This is a genomic window from Streptomyces sp. NPDC001002 (assembly GCF_053599215.1).
In genome coordinates this window covers 1-16,521 of the sequence record NZ_JBSFLV010000028.1, presented here as the reverse complement: position 1 = coordinate 16,521, position 16,521 = coordinate 1, and the positions used below count along the sequence as shown (strand labels likewise).

Below are 16,521 nucleotides of genomic sequence, written 5' to 3'. Positions count from 1 at the left end.
CTCCGTTGACACCGCCGGCCCGCCGGTAGGGTGGCCCGGTTGTCATACACGTAGCCCCTCACGCAACCCCTGTACGCAGCCGAGCCGCCCGACCCCTCTACGGAGACCGTGACTACCACCGCCGCTTCCTCCTCGCACAGCCACCACCTCTCCCCGGCCTTCCCCGGCCGTGCCCCCTGGGGTACCGCCGGCAAGCTGCGAGCCTGGCAGCAAGGGGCCATGGAGAGGTACGTCCAGGAACAGCCGCGGGACTTCCTCGCGGTCGCGACGCCCGGCGCCGGCAAGACGACCTTCGCGCTCACGCTCGCCTCCTGGCTGCTGCACCACCATGTCGTGCAGCAGGTGACCGTGGTCGCGCCGACCGAGCATCTGAAGAAGCAGTGGGCGGAGGCGGCCGCGCGGATAGGGATCAAGCTGGATCCCGAGTACAGCGCGGGGCCGCTCGGCAAGGACTACCAGGGCGTCGCCGTCACCTACGCCGGCGTCGGCGTGCGGCCCATGCTGCACCGCAACCGGGTCGAGCAGCGCAAGACGCTCGTCATCCTCGACGAGATCCACCACGCCGGTGACTCGAAGTCCTGGGGCGAGGCCTGCCTGGAAGCCTTCGAGCCGGCCACCCGGCGGCTCGCGCTCACCGGTACGCCCTTCCGGTCCGACACCAACCCCATCCCCTTCGTCACGTACGAGGAAGGGAACGACGGGATTCGGCGGTCCTCCGCGGACTACACGTACGGGTACGGGTCCGCGCTCTCCGACGGGGTCGTCCGGCCGGTCATCTTCCTCTCCTACAGCGGCAACATGCGGTGGCGGACCAAGGCCGGTGACGAGATCGCCGCGCGGCTCGGTGAGCCGATGACCAAGGACGCGATCAGCCAGGCCTGGCGTACGGCGCTCGATCCGCGCGGTGAGTGGATGCCGAGTGTGCTGCGCGCGGCCGACCAGCGGTTGACGGAGGTCCGGAAGGGCATCCCGGACGCCGGTGCGCTCGTCATCGCCACCGACCAGGAACAGGCGCGCGCCTACGCCAAGTTGATCCGCGAGATCACCGGTTCCAAGGCGACCCTCGTCCTGTCCGACGACTCGGGCGCGTCCGCGCGCATCGACAAGTTCAGTGCGGGCGACGACCGTTGGATGGTCGCGGTGCGCATGGTGTCGGAAGGTGTCGACGTACCTCGGCTCGCGGTCGGGGTGTACGCCACCACCATCTCGACGCCCCTCTTCTTCGCGCAGGCCGTCGGGCGCTTCGTGCGGTCCCGGCGGCGCGGTGAGACCGCCTCCGTCTTCCTCCCCACCGTCCCCGACCTCCTCACCTTCGCCAACGAGATGGAGGTCGAGCGCGACCACGCCCTCGACAAGCCCAAGAAGGAGGGCGAGGAGGACCCGTACGCCGAGTCCGAGCAGGAGATGGAGGAGGCGAACAAGGAGCAGGACGAGGACACCGGCGAGCAGGAGCAGTTCGCCTTCGAGGCGCTGGAGTCCGAGGCCGTCTTCGACCGAGTCCTCTACGACGGTGCCGAGTTCGGCATGCAGGCGCACCCGGGGAGCGAGGAGGAGCAGGACTACCTCGGCATCCCCGGGCTCCTCGAACCCGACCAGGTGCAGATGCTGCTGCAGAAGCGGCAGGCCCGGCAGATCGCGCACAGCCGCAAGAAGCCGGACTCCGAGGCCGACCTCCTCGAACTGCCGGCCGAACGGCGGCCCGTCGTCTCGCACAAGGAGATGATGGAGCTGCGGAAACAGCTCAACACCATGGTCTCCGCGTACGTCCACCAGACCGGCAAACCGCATGGCGTCATCCACACCGAGCTGCGCCGCACGTGCGGCGGGCCGCCGAGCGCCGAGGCCACGGCCGGGCAGCTGCGGCAGCGGATCGCCAAGGTCCAGGAGTGGGCTACGCGGATGAAGTGACCCTCCGTCGCGGTGGCGGAGGGTGGGGTGGGGTGGGGGAGGGTGCCCGGTTCCGGTGCCGTTCGGACACCGGTAAGCGGCGCCGGTGGACTCTGAATTCGGTGCCTCGGCGTCTCGTATCAGGACAAACGTAGGTACTCCCGCCCTACCGGTGCCCGGATTCTGGACGGAGCCTTCCGCTGAGCGAACCCGCTTCGCTACTGTCCCGCTACGCACACGCCCCGTGGCAGCGCCGCCGCGGAGCGCAGCCGTGAAGCGACGCGGTCCGGAGCGCCGGGCCGCCGGCCGACCGGCGGCCTCTGAAGCGCGTCGCTGACGGGACTCGGTGACGCAACCGCCGCGATGAGAGCCGCCGACCTCACCACTTGGAGGAGTGGGCGTCGTGACCGCGGAGACCTCTCAGACGCTCGACCGGGGACTGCGTGTCCTCAAGCTGCTGGCCGACACCGACCACGGGCTGACCGTCACCGAGCTTTCCCATCGACTGGGCGTGAACCGGACCGTCGTGTACCGGTTGCTCGCCACACTGGAACAACACGCGCTCGTACGCCGGGACTTGGGCGGCCGTGCCCGGGTCGGACTCGGCGTGCTGCGCCTGGGCCGGCAGGTGCATCCGCTCGTACGGGAAGCCGCGCTGCCCGCGCTCCGGTCGCTGGCCGAGGACATCGGGGCGACCGCGCACCTTACGTTGGTGGACGGGGCGGACGCCCTGGCCGTGGCCGTCGTCGAACCGACCTGGACCGACTATCACGTCGCCTATCGAGCCGGGTTCCGGCATCCGCTGGACCGGGGGGCCGCCGGCCGGGCGATCCTCTCGGCTCGGTCGCAGCCGTTGAGCGAGCCGGGGTACACGTTGACGCACGGCGAGCTGGAGGCAGGCGCGAGTGGAGCTGCCGCGCCCTTGATCGGCGTGACGGGGGTGGAAGGCAGCGTGGGCGTGGTGATGCTGGCGGACGCGGTGCCGGAGCGGGTGGGACCGCGGGTCGTCGACGCGGCGCGGGAGGTTGCGGAGGCGCTGCGCTGAGCTGTGCGGGTGTTGGTGGTGCCGGTACTGATGGCGCCGTCTGGGGGCTGCCTTCTTTGGGACGGGTGCTTTCGGCCTGGACGGCCTCGTCCTCAAACTCCCCCAGAGGGGGGACCCCCAACGGGCTGAAAAACAAGACGCCGACCGGCATCGAGCCGCGCTCACGCCCCGATCATCCCCACGCCCCGCCCACCACCTGGCCTGAAGTCACTCTCACGTTAGATTGACCCCGTGCTCTCTCGCCTCACGCGCCCCCAAGCCGTCGCCCTCTGCGCCCTGCCCGTCGTCGCGCTGATCGCCACGGCGGTCTTCGCGCCGTTGCCGTTCTCGCTGACGCAGCCGGGGATGACGGCGAACGTGCTCGGTGAGAACAAGGGCACGCCGGTGATCACGGTCACGGGCGCGTCGACCCGGACGACGTCCGGGCAGTTGCGGATGACGACCATCGAGGCGACCAATCCGGACACCCACGTCTCGCTGAGCCAGGTGCTCGACGCGTGGTTCGCCACGGACCGGGCGGTCATGCCGCGGGACTCGGTCTATCCGAGCGGGCAGAGCACCAAGGAGATCGAGGCGCACAACACCGAGCAGATGGAACAGTCCCAGGACGCGGCGACCCAGGCGGCGCTGAACTACCTCGACCTGAGCGACAAGAAGGTCAAGGTCACCCTCAAGCTCGCGGACGTCGGCGGGCCCAGCGCCGGGCTGCTCTTCACCCTCGGCATCATCGACAAGCTGAACGGCGATGGCAGCGGCGGCGACCTCACCGGTGGCCGCAACATCGCCGGTACGGGGACCATCACCGAGGACGGGACGGTCGGTGCGGTGGGAGGCGTGGCCCTGAAGACGCAGGCCGCGCGGCGCGACGGGGCCACGGTGTTCCTCGTGCCCAAGGACGAGTGTGCCGACGCCAAGTCCGAACTGCCCAAGGGACTGCGGCTGATCCCGGTGACCGACCTCAAGGGCGCGGTGAAGTCGTTGGTGGCGTTGGAGGCGGGGAAGGGGACTGTCCCCAGCTGCTAGACGGCCGGTACGGGCTTGGGCGTGGCCGCCAGTCGCAGGCCCACCTCGACCAGCGTCCAGCCCACACGGGTACGGAGGTTGCGGGGGCGCTTCGTCTGTAGGGCGAGGTGGTGTTCGGCGGCCTGGGCCTGGAGTTCGGCGGCGCGCAGGCGGTGCAGGGCGAGATGGGTCTCGGGGTGCATCGGGCTCGGCCTCTCAGTCCGTGGTGAAGGGGAAGGCGTGCGTGTGGACGCGTACCGTCTGCGCGTCGGGGTGTTCCTCGACCTCGGCCAGATCGCGGTAGCTGTCCACGAGGGCGTGCATCTTCTCGACGAGTTCATGGGTGAGTTCCGGGGTCAGCCGGAGCGTCATGCTGCTCATGTCCGTGCTGCGGGCCCACTCCGCCGACCAGTCCTCGCGGGTGCCGAGCCAGGTCGACACCTCGCGGGCCTGGGTCGTCGCCACCTCGTGCATATAGAGGTCCGCGGCGCCGCGTACGGCCGCGCTGGTGTCGTCGAGGAGCGAGTCGTCGAAGATCAGGCCCTGGACCGCCGCCTGCCACCAGCGCTCGCGTCCCTTGCCCCGGTCGGGAGCGTCCTCGACGAACCCGTGCGCGGCGAGCTGGCGCAGGTGGTAGCTGGTCGCACCGCTCGACTCGCCCAGTTTCTCAGCGAGTTGGGAGGCGGTGGCCGGCCCGCCGAAGCGCAGGGCGTCGAGCAACTGCATGCGCAGCGGATGAGCCAGTCCCCTGAGTGAACGGGCGTCCAGATGGCGGACGTTGGGCTGTGCGGGCTCCGTCATGCGTACCAAGGTAGACTTGCAAAGGATGCTTTGCAAGAGGTTCTTTGCATCGACTTCTTTGTAAGTCCCGCCCCCGCGCGGTCACTTCACAAACCCCTCCGCCTTCATCCAGTCCAACGCCACCTGATGCGGATCCTCCCCGTCCACATCCACCTTCGCGTTCAGCGACTGCGCCACCGTGTTGTTCAGCTTCTTCGTGATCGGGTCGAGGATCTCGGCGATCGCCGGATACTTCTTCAGCGCCTTGGAGTTGATCTCCGGCGCCACGTTGTAGTTGGGGAAGAACTTCCTGTCGTCCCGCATCACCGCGAGGTTCATGGACTTGATGCGGCCGTCGGTCGTGAAGACCTCGCCGTAGGTGCAACTGCCCTTCGCCACCTGGGTGTAGATGATCCCGGTGTCCATCTGCGTGATGTTCTTCGCGGGCAGACTCATCCCGTACGCCTTCTCCATCCCCGGCAGCCCGTCCGCCCGGTTGGCGAACTCGCTCTCCACGCAGACGCTGACCGCCCCGGGGTCCGACTTGGCCAGCGCCGCCACGTCCGACAGGGTCTTCGTGCCGTACTTCTTGTAGTGGGACTGGTTCATGGCCAGCGCGTACGTGTTGTTCAGGGCGGACGGCGGCAGCCAGGTCAGGCCGTTCTTCAGGTCCGCGTCGTGCACCGCCTGCCACTGCTGCTCGGGGTCGGTGATCGGCTTGCTGTTGCCGAGGTACGTGATCCAGGCGGTGCCCGTGTACTCGTACATGCCGTCCGCGTCCCCGCTCTTGACGGCCTCCCGCGCGCCGATGGAACCCTGGATGCCCGTTCGGTCCAGGACATCCGCGCCGGCCGCCTCGAACGCGATGCCCATCATCGCGCCGAGGATCAGCTGCTCGGTGAACTCCTTGGACGTGACGGTGAGATGGGCGCCCTTGAGGGGCTCGCCCTTCCCGATCGAGCCCGGCGTCACATCGTCGACCATGGGGGAGCCGCTGGTCAGTCCGCACCCGGCGGCCAGCAGCACCAACGCTCCCGCCGTCACCGCACACCCGCGCTTCACGTCCGTACCTCCAACCCCCGCGGCCGCAGCAGCAGTTCCGCCAGCGAGGCGAGCCAGTCCACGAGCAGGGCCAGCGTCACCGTGAGGATCGAGCCCAGCATCAGCACCGGCATGCGCTGGGTAGTGATGCCGGTGGTGATCAGGACACCCAGGCCGCCGCCACCACCGAAGGTCGCCAGGGTCGCCGTACCGACGTTCAGGACGAGCGCCGTACGGACGCCCGCGAGGATCAGCGGTACGGCCAGGGGGAGTTCGACCCGTGCCAGGACTCCCAGGGGCGACATGCCGACGCCCCGCGCGGCCTCCAGCAGGGTCGGGTCGTTCGCCTTCAGGCCCGCGATCGTGTTCGACAGCACCGGCAGGACCGCGTAGATGATGATGCCGATCAGGGCGGCCTTCATGCCGGTGCCCAGCCAGATCACCAGCAGCGCCAACAGGCCGATCGCCGGGGTCGCCTGGCCCGTGTTGGCGAACGCCATCGCCACCGGGGTGGCCTTCCGGAAAGCCTTGCGGGTCAGCAGGATGCCCAGCGGGATGGCGATGATCAGCACGAAGAACGTGGAGATCACTGTCAGTTCGACGTGCTGCCACAGCGCCTTGGAGACCTGCCCGCCCGAGATCGCGTTCTCGGAGATCGCGTCCAGGTGCGCCTGCTGGAACCAGAGCCAGGTCGCCAGCAGCACGGCGATCAGGAAGGCTGGCAGGAAGGTCAGCTTCTGCCAGGTGAGGCGGTGCGTCGGCCGTCGCGGGGAGACCCCTTGCCCGGAACCGGCACCGGCACCGGGCGCGCCCCCGTCCTCGCCGCCGCCCTCGTCACGGAAGGCGAGCCCCTTGACCTCGTGCTCGCCGGACGGCCGTTTGTGCTCCGCGGGGCTGGTCACGTCGTCGGCTCCCCTTCGGCGGCGCCCTCCTGCTCCGCGTGCGTCTGCGCGGCCCGGGCCTCCTCCAACTCGTGCTGGTGCTCCATGGCTTCCAGCCGGTCGGCCTCCAGCAGTTCGTGCACGGAGTTCATGAGCGTCTCCATGTCGACGACACCCTCGTACTCACCGCGCCGCCCGGTCACCACCGTCCGCCCCGCGTTGTCGGTCAGCACCGCCTCCAGCGCGTCCCGCAGGGTGGCGTCCCGGGTCACCGTGTCGTGCACCAGCGTGCCCGCGCGGGCCAGCGAGCCGCGGGCCCGCATCAGGTCGCCGCGGCGCAGCCACTTGTAGGGGCGGCCCCGCTTGTCGAGCAGCAGGATCTCGTTGGTGCCGCTGTCCCGGAGCTTGTCGAAGATCAGCTGGAGCGGGTCGTCGACGGTCACCGTCGGGTAGTCCCGCACCTCGACGTCCCGTACGCGGGTGAGATTGAGCCGCTTGAGGGCCGCTCCCGCGCCCACGAACCCGGACACGAAGTCGTCGGCAGGGTTGGTGAGGATCGCCTCCGGGGTGTCGAACTGGGCGATGTGCGAGTGCTCGCGCAGCACCGCGATCCGGTCGCCGAGCTTGATCGCCTCGTCGAAGTCGTGCGTGACGAAGACGATCGTCTTGTGCAACTCGTGCTGCAGCCTGATCAGTTCGTCCTGGAGATGGTCCCGCGTGATCGGGTCGACCGCGCCGAACGGCTCGTCCATCAGCAGCACCGGCGGATCGGCCGCCAACGCCCGTGCCACGCCCACCCGTTGCTGCTGCCCGCCCGACAACTGCCGTGGATAGCGCCCCCGGAACTCCGCCGGGTCGAGCCCGACGAGGTCCAGCAGCTCCTCGACCCGCGCCCTGGTCCGCGTCTTGGACCAGCCGATCATCCGCGGTACGAGGGAGATGTTCTGGGTGACGGTCATGTGCGGGAAGAGGCCGGCCGACTGGATCGCGTAACCGACCTTGCGCCGCAGCTTCACCGGGTCGATGTCGGTGACGTCCTCGCCGCCGATGCGGATGCGGCCGCCGGTCGGCTCGATCAGGCGGTTGATCATCTTGAGGGTGGTGGACTTGCCGCAGCCCGACGGGCCGACGAAGACGACGAGTTCGCCCGCCTTGATCTCCATGTTCACGTTGTCCACGGCCGGGTCGCCGCTGCCCGGGTAGCGCTTGGTGAGGTTCTCCAGCTCGATGGTCGCCCCGGTGGTGGCGTTCGGCGCCTTGGCCGCGCCCGTCCCGGAGTCAGAAGTCCCGGAGCCCGAAGTCCCGGATGCGGAGGTCTCAGTCACGGATGCCCCTCGGAATGGTCAGCCGTCCGATCAGGACGTATGCGGCGTCGAACAGCAGCGCGAGGACGACGATCCCGAGCGTGCCCGCGAGGACCTGGTTGAGCGCGTTCTTGCTGCCCAGCGAGGCGATGCCGCGGAAGATCTCGTTGCCGAGGCCGGGCCCGGAGGCGTACGCGGCGATCGCGGCGATGCCCATCAGCATCTGCGTGGAGACCCGGATCCCGGTCAGGATCGGCGGCCAGGCCAGTGGCAGCTCCACTCGCACCAGCTGCATCGGGCGGGACATCCCGATCCCGCGTGCCGCGTCCACCAGCGAGGGGTCGACCCCTCGCAGCCCGACGATCGCGTTGCGCACGATCGGCAGCAGTCCGTACAGCGTCAGCGCGATCACCGTGGGCGGCACGCCCAGGCCGACGATCGGGATGAGCAGACCGATCATGGCGAGGGAGGGCACGGTCAGGATGGTCGAGGTGGCCGTCGTCGCGAGGTTCCCGGCCCATTCGCTGCGGTAGGTGACGACCCCGATCAGCACCCCGAGCAGGGTGGCCACCACCATGCACTGGAAGACGGCGCTGGCGTGCTGGTAGGCGTCCGTGAGCAACTGCTGATGGCGGTTGCCCAGGTACTCCCAGAAGTTCACGCGCTCATCCCATGGTCGCCGTCAGATCCCTTCCTGGTCCTCCGCCGCCTGCTCCACCAGCGGGATGAACCGCAGCGGAACGGGGTTCTCCATGACGATCGCGGTGGAGGCCCGGACGATCCCATCGAAACCCACGACCAGGTCGATCACCCGCTGGAGATCGGCGTTGGAGCGGGCTACCAGGCGGCACAGCATGTCCCCGCCGCCGGTGGTCGTGTGCAGTTCCAGGACCTCCGGCACGGTCGTCAAGTGCGCCCGGACGTCGGCCCCTTGGCCCTGCCGGATCTGCAGCGTCGCGAAGGCGGTCACCGGGTAGCCGAGCGCCGCCGGATCGACCTGAGGCCCGAACCCGCGGATGACGCCATTCGACTGAAGCCGGTCCAGGCGCGCCTGCGCGGTCCCGCGCGCCACCCCCAGCCGCCGGGACATCTCAAGCACCCCGATCCGCGGCTCGCGCGCCAGCAGCACGATGATCCGCCCGTCCAGCTCGTCGATGGCCACGGCAACCTCCCGAAGTGGTGGTCATCCTGTACAGAAATCAGCGAGACACCCGCCTCTCGCTGGACAGAATGCCCAGTGAATACGAGAACTATTGCGCACCTTGCAGGGCGGGGTCACGCTTCCCTCATGACGCAGACCACACACCACACTCCCGACACCGCCCGGCAGGCCGACCCCTTCCCGGTCAAGGGAATGGACGCGGTCGTCTTCGCGGTCGGCAACGCCAAGCAGGCGGCGCACTACTACTCCACGGCCTTCGGCATGCGCCTGGTCGCCTACTCCGGGCCGGAGAACGGCAGCCGCGAGACCGCGAGCTACGTCCTGGAGAACGGCTCCGCCCGTTTCGTGTTCACCTCCGTCATCAAGCCCGCCACCACCTGGGGCCACTTCCTGGCCGAGCACGTGGCCGAGCACGGCGACGGCGTCGTCGACCTCGCCATCGAGGTCCCGGACGTGCGTGCCGCGCACGCCTACGCCGTCGAGCACGGCGCCCGCTCGCTGGCAGAGCCGTACGAGGTCAAGGACGAGCACGGCACCGTCGTACTCGCCGCGATCGCCACCTATGGCACCACCCGTCACACGCTCGTCGAGCGCACCGGCTACGACGGCCCCTACCTGCCCGGCTTCACGCCCGCGAGCCCGATCGTCGAGCCGCCCGCCCAGCGCACCTTCCAGGCGATCGACCACTGCGTCGGCAACGTCGAGCTCGGCCGGATGAACGAGTGGGTCGGCTTCTACAACAAGGTCATGGGCTTCACGAACATGAAGGAGTTCGTGGGCGACGACATCGCCACCGAGTACAGCGCGCTGATGTCCAAGGTGGTCGCCGACGGCACGCTCAAGGTCAAGTTCCCGATCAACGAGCCCGCCATCGCCAAGAAGAAGTCCCAGATCGACGAGTACCTGGAGTTCTACGGCGGCGCGGGCGTCCAGCACATCGCGCTCAACACGAACGACATCGTGCGCACGGTACGGACCATGCGCGCGGCCGGCGTCCAGTTCCTCGACACCCCGGACTCCTACTATGACACCCTCGGCGAGTGGGCCGGCGAGACCCGCGTCCCCGTCGAGACCCTGCGCGAGCTGAAGATCCTCGTCGACCGCGACGAGGACGGCTATCTGCTGCAGATCTTCACCAAGCCGGTCCAGGACCGGCCGACCGTCTTCTTCGAGATGATCGAGAGGCACGGCTCGATGGGCTTCGGCAAGGGCAACTTCAAGGCCCTGTTCGAGGCGATCGAGCGCGAGCAGGAGCGCCGCGGCAACCTCTGAGCCGACCCCGGCCGAAGCGCCCTGCGAGACACCCGCCGAGGCCACCCCCAGGTGAGGTCCGGCGCCCTTCCCCTCCCGGCGCCGGACTCACCGCCTCTGCCGCTTGGCGTCCATCACCGGCACGTCCTCGTCCGGCGGCTCGCCGAGCGCCGCCAGCGCGGCCTGCGCGAGCGGCACGCCCAGCGGCGAGAAGTGCGGGTTGATCCGCAGCGCGTCCTGAAGATGCCGCCGCGCGGGCGCGTACCGCTCCAACTCCCGCTCGATCATGCCCCGGTGGTACGCGTACGACGCACTGCGTACGCCACCGCCGTGCACCTTGTCCGTCGCGGCCGTGGCGTACCGCAGCGCCTCCTTGTCCTTGCCGTCCCGGTGCAGCGCCCACCCCAGCGCGTCCGCGACGGCGATCCCCGGCTGCCGTCGCCACTCAGCCCGCAACCGCCGTACCGCCGCCGCCGGATCCCCGTGGTCCGCCTCGAAGACGCCGAGCACCAACTCGTCGTCCACGCCCCCCGCTTGCTCCTCCCGGACCCGCGCCCGCAGCAGGTCGTACTGCACCCGCGCGGCCTGTCCGAGCCCGAGCGACTCGTACAACTCGCCCAGTTCCAGGGCGTATTGCGGGCTCGGCTGCCGGGCGAGCGCCACCCGGTAGGCGTTCAGGGCCTCTGTCGTGCGCCCCATCGCCGCCAGTGCGCGCCCCTGTCCGGCCTGCGCGGCCCGCTGGTCGGGGTCGACCCGGACCGCCTCCTGGAAGTGCCGCAGCGCGTCGGTCAAGTCGCCGCGCTCCCAGGCCAGTTGCCCGGCCCGTTCCAGCCACGCGGCCCGCTCGGCAGGTGCCGTCGACCGCGCCGCCGCGTCGGAGAGGGCGGCCGCCGCGTCCTCGCGCCAGCCCCGGTCCCGGTAGACCCCGGCGGCCCGCGCCATCACGGCCGGGCCGGTCCGTAGCTCCAGCAGCGCGTCGAGCGTGCGCTGGGTCGCCTTGAAATCACCGAGCCCGGTGTACGCGTCGAGCAGCAGCGGGTACGTCGTCCAGCGCTTGGCGTCGACCTTCAGCGCGGCCTCGCCCCAGCTGCGCGCCGCCCGGAAGTCCCGGCGCGCGTTCGCCAGCGCCGCCATCCCGTCCAACGCCGCAGCCTTTACGTCGTTTCCCTTCGCCCGCACCTTCAGCGAGGTGCGCAGTGCCTGCTCGGCCCGCGGATAGTTCGTCGCGTCGGCCGTCCGCCGCCCCTGCTCCACGTAGGCCGTCCCGAGCACCGCCCACGACCGCGCGTCCCGGGGATGCGTCCGCAGGAAGGTCTCCCGCTCGCCGATCAGTACCGCCAGATCGGGCAGTGCGGCCGGTACTCCGGCGGTGACCGCGGTCAGCGCCTGCGCGCCCGGCGCCGGGGCCGGGGGCCGGACGACCGTCGCCCGTTCGAACGGCCACAGCATCAGCACCCCGCCCAGGGCGGCGCACCCCACGACGGCGCCCGCCACCAGCCACCCGGTTACCCGCGAACGCCGGGCCCGCTTCCGTTCCGTGGCGGCGCTGTCCCTCGCGTTCGTCATGGCGCTCACTGTGCGCCAGTACGACGACCACACCTCGGCATCCCGCGGCTGCCGCAGGTGGGGTTCACACCGATGGCCGCCGGTGCGAGGCTGTGATCATGAGTCGTATCGAAGCGCGTCGCGACGAGGACACGGTGGCGGCCGGTGGCCTCGTGGACCGGCTGCTGGTCGGGCTGCCCGCCGAGGCCGTCCTGACCGACCCCGACATCACGGCCTCCTACGCCAACGACATGGCGAGCTTCTGTCCGGCCGGCGTCCCGGCGGTCGTCGTCCTGCCCCGCACGGTCGAACAGGTCCAGCACGTCATGCGCGTGGCGAGCGAGCTGCGCGTCCCGGTCGTCCCGCAGGGCGCCCGCACCGGCCTGTCCGGCGCGGCCAACGCCTCCGAGGGGTGCGTCGTCCTGTCGCTCCTCAAGATGGACCGCATCCTGGAGATCAACCCGATCGACCGCACCGCCGTCGTCGAGCCGGGCGTCATCAACGCCACCCTCTCCCGCGCGGTCGGCGAACACGGCCTCTACTACCCGCCGGATCCCTCAAGTTGGGAGATGTGCACGATCGGCGGCAACATCGGCACCGCCTCCGGCGGCCTGTGCTGCGTGAAGTACGGGGTCACCGCCGAGTACGTCCTCGGCCTCGACGTCGTCCTCGCCGACGGCCGCCTGATGTCCACCGGGCGCCGCACCGCCAAGGGCGTCGCCGGCTACGACCTCACCCGCCTCTTCGTCGGCTCCGAGGGCTCGCTCGGCATCGTCGTACGGGCGATCCTCGCGCTGCGCCCGCAGCCGCCCCAACAGCTGGTGCTGGCGGCCGAGTTCGCGTCCGCGGCCGAGGCCTGTGACGCGGTGTGCCGGATCATGGCGGGCGGTCACGTGCCCTCGCTGCTGGAACTCATGGACCGTACGACGGTGAAGGCCGTCAACGACCTCGCGCACATGGGGCTTCCGGAGACCACCGAGGCGCTGCTGCTCGCCGCCTTCGACACCCCGGACCCGGCCGCCGACCTCGCCGCCGTCGGTGCGCTGTGCGAGGCGGCCGGTGCCACCCAGGTGGTGCCCGCCGACGACGCCGCCGAGTCCGAACTGCTCCTCCAGGCCCGGCGGCTCTCGCTGACCGCGCTGGAAGCGGTCAAGGGCACGACGATGATCGACGACGTGTGCGTGCCCCGCTCCCGGCTCGGCGACATGCTCGAAGGGATCGAGCGGGTCGCCGAGAAGTACCGGCTGACGATCGGGGTCTGCGCGCACGCGGGCGACGGCAACACCCATCCCACCGTCTGCTTCGACGCCCAGGACCCCGACGAGTCCCGGCGCGCCCGCGAGTCCTTCGACGAGATCATGGCGCTCGGCCTGGAGCTCGGCGGCACGATCACCGGCGAGCACGGCGTGGGCGTACTGAAGAAGGAGTGGCTGGCGCGCGAACTCGGCCCGGTCGGACTGGAGATGCAGCGGGCGGTCAAGCAGACCTTCGACCCGCTGGGCATCCTCAATCCGGGCAAGCTGTTCTGACGTCGGCCGTGGGGTCACTGGGCGAGCAGCTGGTCGAGCGCGTCGTCGATCCCCAGCTGCTCGCCCTCAGTCCCCGGGGGCACCACCCGCAGCGTCCGCTCCAGCCAGGCCGAGACCTGGGCGGCCGGTGCTTCCAGCAGGGCGTCCCCGTCGGGTGAACTCAGCGCCATCAGCACGACGCTGCGCCCCTCCGACTTCGTCGGCCACACCCGCACGTCCCCGTGCCCGCACGGCCGGAACACCCCCTCCACCAGGAGCTCGCGGGAGAACGTCCAGTGCACGGGGTGCTCGGAGTTGATGTGGAAGGTGACGTGGACGGCGTAGGGATCGTCGGTGCGATAGCCCAGGCGGGCCGGGACCGGGATGCTGCGCTCCGGCGACAGGATGAGTTTCAGCTCCAACTCGCGTTCCACCACTGTGTAGTGCATGGCGTGCGGTTCCTCTCTCGGTCAGGTGTACGGGGCTCTGCGAACGGGCCCGTACGAATGGAGAGGGGGCGGGCGCGCAACCATTACGCGGGTTCGGAGAATTTTTTTCCGGAACGGTGAAGCGGGTGCACGCCCTTGCCCGGAAAGGGGCGGGTCCTGCGGGAGGGGCAGTGGTGGCCACGCCGGTCTGATAGATGTGGAGCCCCCCATATTGACCCCCGAGCAGATACGGGACGACGGACATGAGCGCCCCAACCCCGGCACCCGGTGACGACAGGCCCCGCGAGGGGTATTACCCGGACCCGTCCATTCCTGGATATGTCCGGTACTGGAACGGTGCCTCCTGGGTACCGGGCACCAGCCGGCCGGCCCCGTCGGACGGTGCGCCGCTCGCCGCGCCCGACGGCTCCGGTGCCGGCTCCGCGCCGGTCGAGGAGACGGGCCCGCACTTCTTCGACGAGGACCCCGCACCCCAGGTGGCCCAGCACGGCAACCGTCCCGAACCGGCGTCCGCCTGGGGCGCCGACCGCTCCCGCCAGGCCGGCTTCGGCGGCGACCAGGACCGGCGCGTGTCATGGGGCTCCCCGCAGGGCCCCGACCCGCGCGTCCAGCCCGATGTCCCCTACGCCGACCCGACCGGTCACACCGACGGCACGGCGACCGTCCCTCCCGCGGACAGCTCGGCCGACATCCCGTCCGACGGCACCTTCGTCTTCCGCCGTCCGAAGGCGGGCGCGGACGGCGCATCCGGTGCGGGCAACGCCTCCGTCCCCGGGCCCGGCGGTCCTGTCAGGGACGACGGCACCATGACCTTCCGCACGATGACCCCGCGCGCGGGACAGCAGAGCGGGGCGCAGGGAGGGGCGCAAGGCGGGGCGCAGAGCGGGAGCACGGGCGCGCCCGCCGGCCCCGGTTTCGGCGCGGGCAAGGCCGCCGCCGATCGCGCGGCACAGGCGGGGGCGGGAGCAGGAGCCGCCGGCCCTCAGGGTCCGGCCTCCGCGCCGACCGCCCTCTCGGGCCCCCAGGGACCCGCCGCCGCGCCCACCGCCCCCTCCGGTCCCCAACAGGCCGCCCCCGCCGTGCCGGCGCAGTCCAGCGGCCCCCAGCCGGTGCAGCCCGCGGCAGCTGCCGCGCAGGCCTCCGCCACCCCCATGTCCAGTGGCTCCGGCGGGGGACAGCCCTCGTGGGCGCAGCAGGTGCACCGGCTCGCGGGAGGTGAGGAGCAGCCCGTCGCGCCCTGGAAGCCGCCCGTGGAGGACGTGTTCCAGGCCGCCGCCCGGCGCCAGTCCGAGGCCCGCCCCGCGCCGCTCGGCAAGCGCCTGATCGCCCGGCTCCTCGACACCGTCGTCCTGGCGGGCGTCACCGCCGTGGCCGCCGTACCGCTCGGCACCAAGGCGATCGACCACGTCGACGAGAAGATCGACGCGGCGAAGCTGTCGGGTGAGACGGTCACCGTCTGGTTCCTCGACGGCACGACCGCGGTCTACCTGGGCATCGTCCTGGCCGTCCTGCTCCTCTTCGGTGTCCTCTACGAGGCGCTGCCCACCGCCAAGTCGGGCCGCACCCTGGGCAAGAAACTGCTGGGACTCGAGGTGCGCGACATCGAGGGCCACCAGCCGCCCACCTTCGGCGGAGCCCTCCGCCGCTGGCTCGTCTACAGCGTGCCCGGCCTGCTCGTGATCGGTGTCGTGGGCGTCGCGTGGTGCCTCTTCGACCGTCCGTGGCGCCAGTGCTGGCACGACAAGGCAGCCCATACGTTCGTGGCGGGATGACCGTCTACCGCATCGGTACCAGGTGATCCGGTACTCCGGACGGCCGCTCGTCGGATGCGGAGCGGCGGGGTTCGCGGTGCACTCGGGCCATGACCACCGAACCGCCTCCCGGTTCCGGCCAGCAGCCGCCGGACGACGACCCGTTCCGGAAGCAGCCACCGCAGCAGCCTCCGCCCGGCCCGAGCGGCCCGGGCCCGGGCTCGCCGTACGACCCGCCCCCGGGCGGCGGCCAGCCGCCGCCCTACGGCGGCACTCCCTACGGCGGTGGACCCGCCGGTGGGGGCACTCCGTACGGCGGCGGCTCCTACCCCAACGATCCGCTGGCCGGCATGCCTCCGCTCGCCGACAGCGGCAAGCGCACGCTGGCCCGGATCATCGACCTGATCCTCGTCGGCATCGTCGTCTGGCTGGTCACCTGGCCGCTGGGCGTGCACGAGTACGACGTGAGCGGCGACGACATGTCGTACGGCAAGTCGTTCGCGCAGTCCCTGGTCGCCGCGATCCTCTACATCGGCTACGACACCGCCATGATCAGCAGGACCGGCCAGACGCTCGGCAAGAAGTGGCTCAACATGCGGGTGGCCAACCTCGACAACGGCTCCACGCCCTCCGTGCAGTCCACGCTGGCCCGCTCGGCGGTGCTGTGGATCCCGTTCGCGTTCTGCTGCGCCTGCATCTGGACGGCGATCTGCGGCGGCTGGAGCTTCTTCGACAAGCCCTACAAGCAGGGCCTGCACGACAAGGCCGCCAAGACAGTGGTGGTCAGCACCAACTGAGGCCGCGTCGACTCCCGTCGGCGCGGCCTCAAATCAGAGCGGACCGCGCTGTCCGACCGACTCCAAGGATAGGTGTCCATGCGGACGCGCAGACTGTCGGGCTCCTTGCCGCCCGGCC

Annotated in this window: 16 protein-coding genes; 7 read left to right on the top strand and 9 right to left on the bottom strand. The window is 70.6% G+C overall.

Annotated elements, in window-relative coordinates:
• Positions 1-108: 108 nt before the first annotated feature.
• The 3 genes from ACWDR3_RS15405 (at position 109) to ACWDR3_RS15395 (ending at position 3,955) form a co-directional block, all read left to right on the top strand.
• A complete protein-coding gene (locus ACWDR3_RS15405; protein ID WP_450352981.1) occupies positions 109-1,908 on the top strand; it encodes a DEAD/DEAH box helicase in 1,800 nt (599 codons plus the stop codon).
• Positions 1,909-2,290: 382 nt separating this feature from the next.
• A complete protein-coding gene (locus ACWDR3_RS15400; RefSeq protein ID WP_450352979.1) occupies positions 2,291-2,932 on the top strand; it encodes an IclR family transcriptional regulator in 642 nt (213 codons plus the stop codon).
• Between the two features lie 231 nt (positions 2,933-3,163).
• Positions 3,164-3,955 carry a YlbL family protein gene (locus ACWDR3_RS15395; RefSeq protein ID WP_450352978.1) on the top strand — a complete coding sequence of 264 codons (792 nt, stop codon included), beginning with the start codon at positions 3,164-3,166 and terminating at the stop codon, positions 3,953-3,955.
• Here ACWDR3_RS15395 and ACWDR3_RS15390 read toward each other — a convergent pair.
• From ACWDR3_RS15390 to ACWDR3_RS15360, 7 genes are all read right to left on the bottom strand, one after another.
• Positions 3,952-4,137, bottom strand: coding sequence for a hypothetical protein (locus tag ACWDR3_RS15390; RefSeq protein WP_450352977.1), 186 nt, complete (start codon positions 4,135-4,137; stop codon positions 3,952-3,954). The genes ACWDR3_RS15395 and ACWDR3_RS15390 overlap by 4 nt on opposite strands.
• A 13-nt stretch (positions 4,138-4,150) precedes the next feature.
• The gene (locus ACWDR3_RS15385) at positions 4,151-4,735 is read right to left on the bottom strand and encodes an ArsR/SmtB family transcription factor (protein WP_450352976.1); all 585 of its coding nucleotides are present in this window, start codon (positions 4,733-4,735) and stop codon (positions 4,151-4,153) included.
• Between the two features lie 81 nt (positions 4,736-4,816).
• Positions 4,817-5,776, bottom strand: a complete 960-nt coding sequence (locus ACWDR3_RS15380; protein ID WP_450352974.1) for a glycine betaine ABC transporter substrate-binding protein — start codon at positions 5,774-5,776, stop codon at positions 4,817-4,819.
• Positions 5,773-6,657, bottom strand: coding sequence for an ABC transporter permease (locus ACWDR3_RS15375; RefSeq protein ID WP_450352972.1), 885 nt, complete (start codon positions 6,655-6,657; stop codon positions 5,773-5,775). The genes ACWDR3_RS15380 and ACWDR3_RS15375 overlap by 4 nt, the downstream gene beginning before the upstream one ends.
• Positions 6,654-7,961, bottom strand: a complete 1,308-nt coding sequence (locus ACWDR3_RS15370; protein ID WP_450352971.1) for a betaine/proline/choline family ABC transporter ATP-binding protein — start codon at positions 7,959-7,961, stop codon at positions 6,654-6,656. Before ACWDR3_RS15370 ends, ACWDR3_RS15375 begins: the two co-directional genes overlap by 4 nt.
• On the bottom strand, positions 7,954-8,601 hold the full coding sequence (locus tag ACWDR3_RS15365; protein WP_450352970.1) for an ABC transporter permease: 648 nt from the start codon (positions 8,599-8,601) through the stop codon (positions 7,954-7,956). The genes ACWDR3_RS15370 and ACWDR3_RS15365 overlap by 8 nt, the downstream gene beginning before the upstream one ends.
• Positions 8,602-8,622: 21 nt before the next feature.
• Positions 8,623-9,102: an Lrp/AsnC family transcriptional regulator gene (locus ACWDR3_RS15360; RefSeq protein WP_450352969.1), complete on the bottom strand. Its 480-nt coding sequence runs from the start codon at positions 9,100-9,102 to the stop codon at positions 8,623-8,625.
• Positions 9,103-9,228: 126 nt separating this feature from the next.
• Here ACWDR3_RS15360 and hppD point away from each other — a divergent pair, with 126 nt between their 5' ends.
• Positions 9,229-10,374, top strand: a complete 1,146-nt coding sequence (gene hppD, locus ACWDR3_RS15355; RefSeq protein WP_450352968.1) for a 4-hydroxyphenylpyruvate dioxygenase — start codon at positions 9,229-9,231, stop codon at positions 10,372-10,374.
• A gap of 87 nt (positions 10,375-10,461) precedes the next feature.
• On the opposite strand, the gene ACWDR3_RS15350 is transcribed toward hppD, so the two are convergent.
• Complete coding sequence (locus ACWDR3_RS15350; RefSeq protein ID WP_450352967.1) at positions 10,462-11,919, bottom strand: tetratricopeptide repeat protein; 1,458 nt, start codon at positions 11,917-11,919, stop codon at positions 10,462-10,464.
• A gap of 92 nt (positions 11,920-12,011) precedes the next feature.
• Between ACWDR3_RS15350 and ACWDR3_RS15345 the strand changes: the two genes are divergently transcribed.
• Positions 12,012-13,427, top strand: a complete 1,416-nt coding sequence (locus tag ACWDR3_RS15345) for an FAD-binding oxidoreductase (protein WP_450352966.1) — start codon at positions 12,012-12,014, stop codon at positions 13,425-13,427.
• Between the two features lie 14 nt (positions 13,428-13,441).
• Here ACWDR3_RS15345 and ACWDR3_RS15340 read toward each other — a convergent pair whose 3' ends face one another.
• Positions 13,442-13,855, bottom strand: a complete 414-nt coding sequence (locus ACWDR3_RS15340; protein WP_124000295.1) for an SsgA family sporulation/cell division regulator — start codon at positions 13,853-13,855, stop codon at positions 13,442-13,444.
• 242 nt (positions 13,856-14,097) lie between these two features.
• Between ACWDR3_RS15340 and ACWDR3_RS15335 the strand changes: the two genes are divergently transcribed.
• Together ACWDR3_RS15335 and ACWDR3_RS15330 are read left to right on the top strand one after the other, a co-directional pair.
• On the top strand, positions 14,098-15,627 hold the full coding sequence (locus ACWDR3_RS15335) for an RDD family protein (RefSeq protein ID WP_450352965.1): 1,530 nt from the start codon (positions 14,098-14,100) through the stop codon (positions 15,625-15,627).
• Positions 15,628-15,716: 89 nt separating this feature from the next.
• Positions 15,717-16,403: an RDD family protein gene (locus ACWDR3_RS15330; protein WP_450352964.1), complete on the top strand. Its 687-nt coding sequence runs from the start codon at positions 15,717-15,719 to the stop codon at positions 16,401-16,403.
• Positions 16,404-16,521: the final 118 nt, after the last annotated feature.

Excerpts from the sequence above, each read along its gene's own strand:
- ACWDR3_RS15390 (WP_450352977.1), bottom strand. The coding sequence starts at position 4,137 with ATGCACCCCGAGACCCATCTCGCCCTGCACCGCCTGCGCGCCGCCGAA.
- ACWDR3_RS15385 (WP_450352976.1), bottom strand. The coding sequence starts at position 4,735 with ATGACGGAGCCCGCACAGCCCAACGTCCGCCATCTGGACGCCCGTTCA.
- hppD (WP_450352968.1), top strand. The coding sequence starts at position 9,229 with ATGACGCAGACCACACACCACACTCCCGACACCGCCCGGCAGGCCGAC.
- ACWDR3_RS15350 (WP_450352967.1), bottom strand. The coding sequence starts at position 11,919 with ATGACGAACGCGAGGGACAGCGCCGCCACGGAACGGAAGCGGGCCCGG.
- ACWDR3_RS15340 (WP_124000295.1), bottom strand. The coding sequence starts at position 13,855 with ATGCACTACACAGTGGTGGAACGCGAGTTGGAGCTGAAACTCATCCTG.
- ACWDR3_RS15335 (WP_450352965.1), top strand. The coding sequence starts at position 14,098 with ATGAGCGCCCCAACCCCGGCACCCGGTGACGACAGGCCCCGCGAGGGG.
- ACWDR3_RS15330 (WP_450352964.1), top strand. The coding sequence starts at position 15,717 with ATGACCACCGAACCGCCTCCCGGTTCCGGCCAGCAGCCGCCGGACGAC.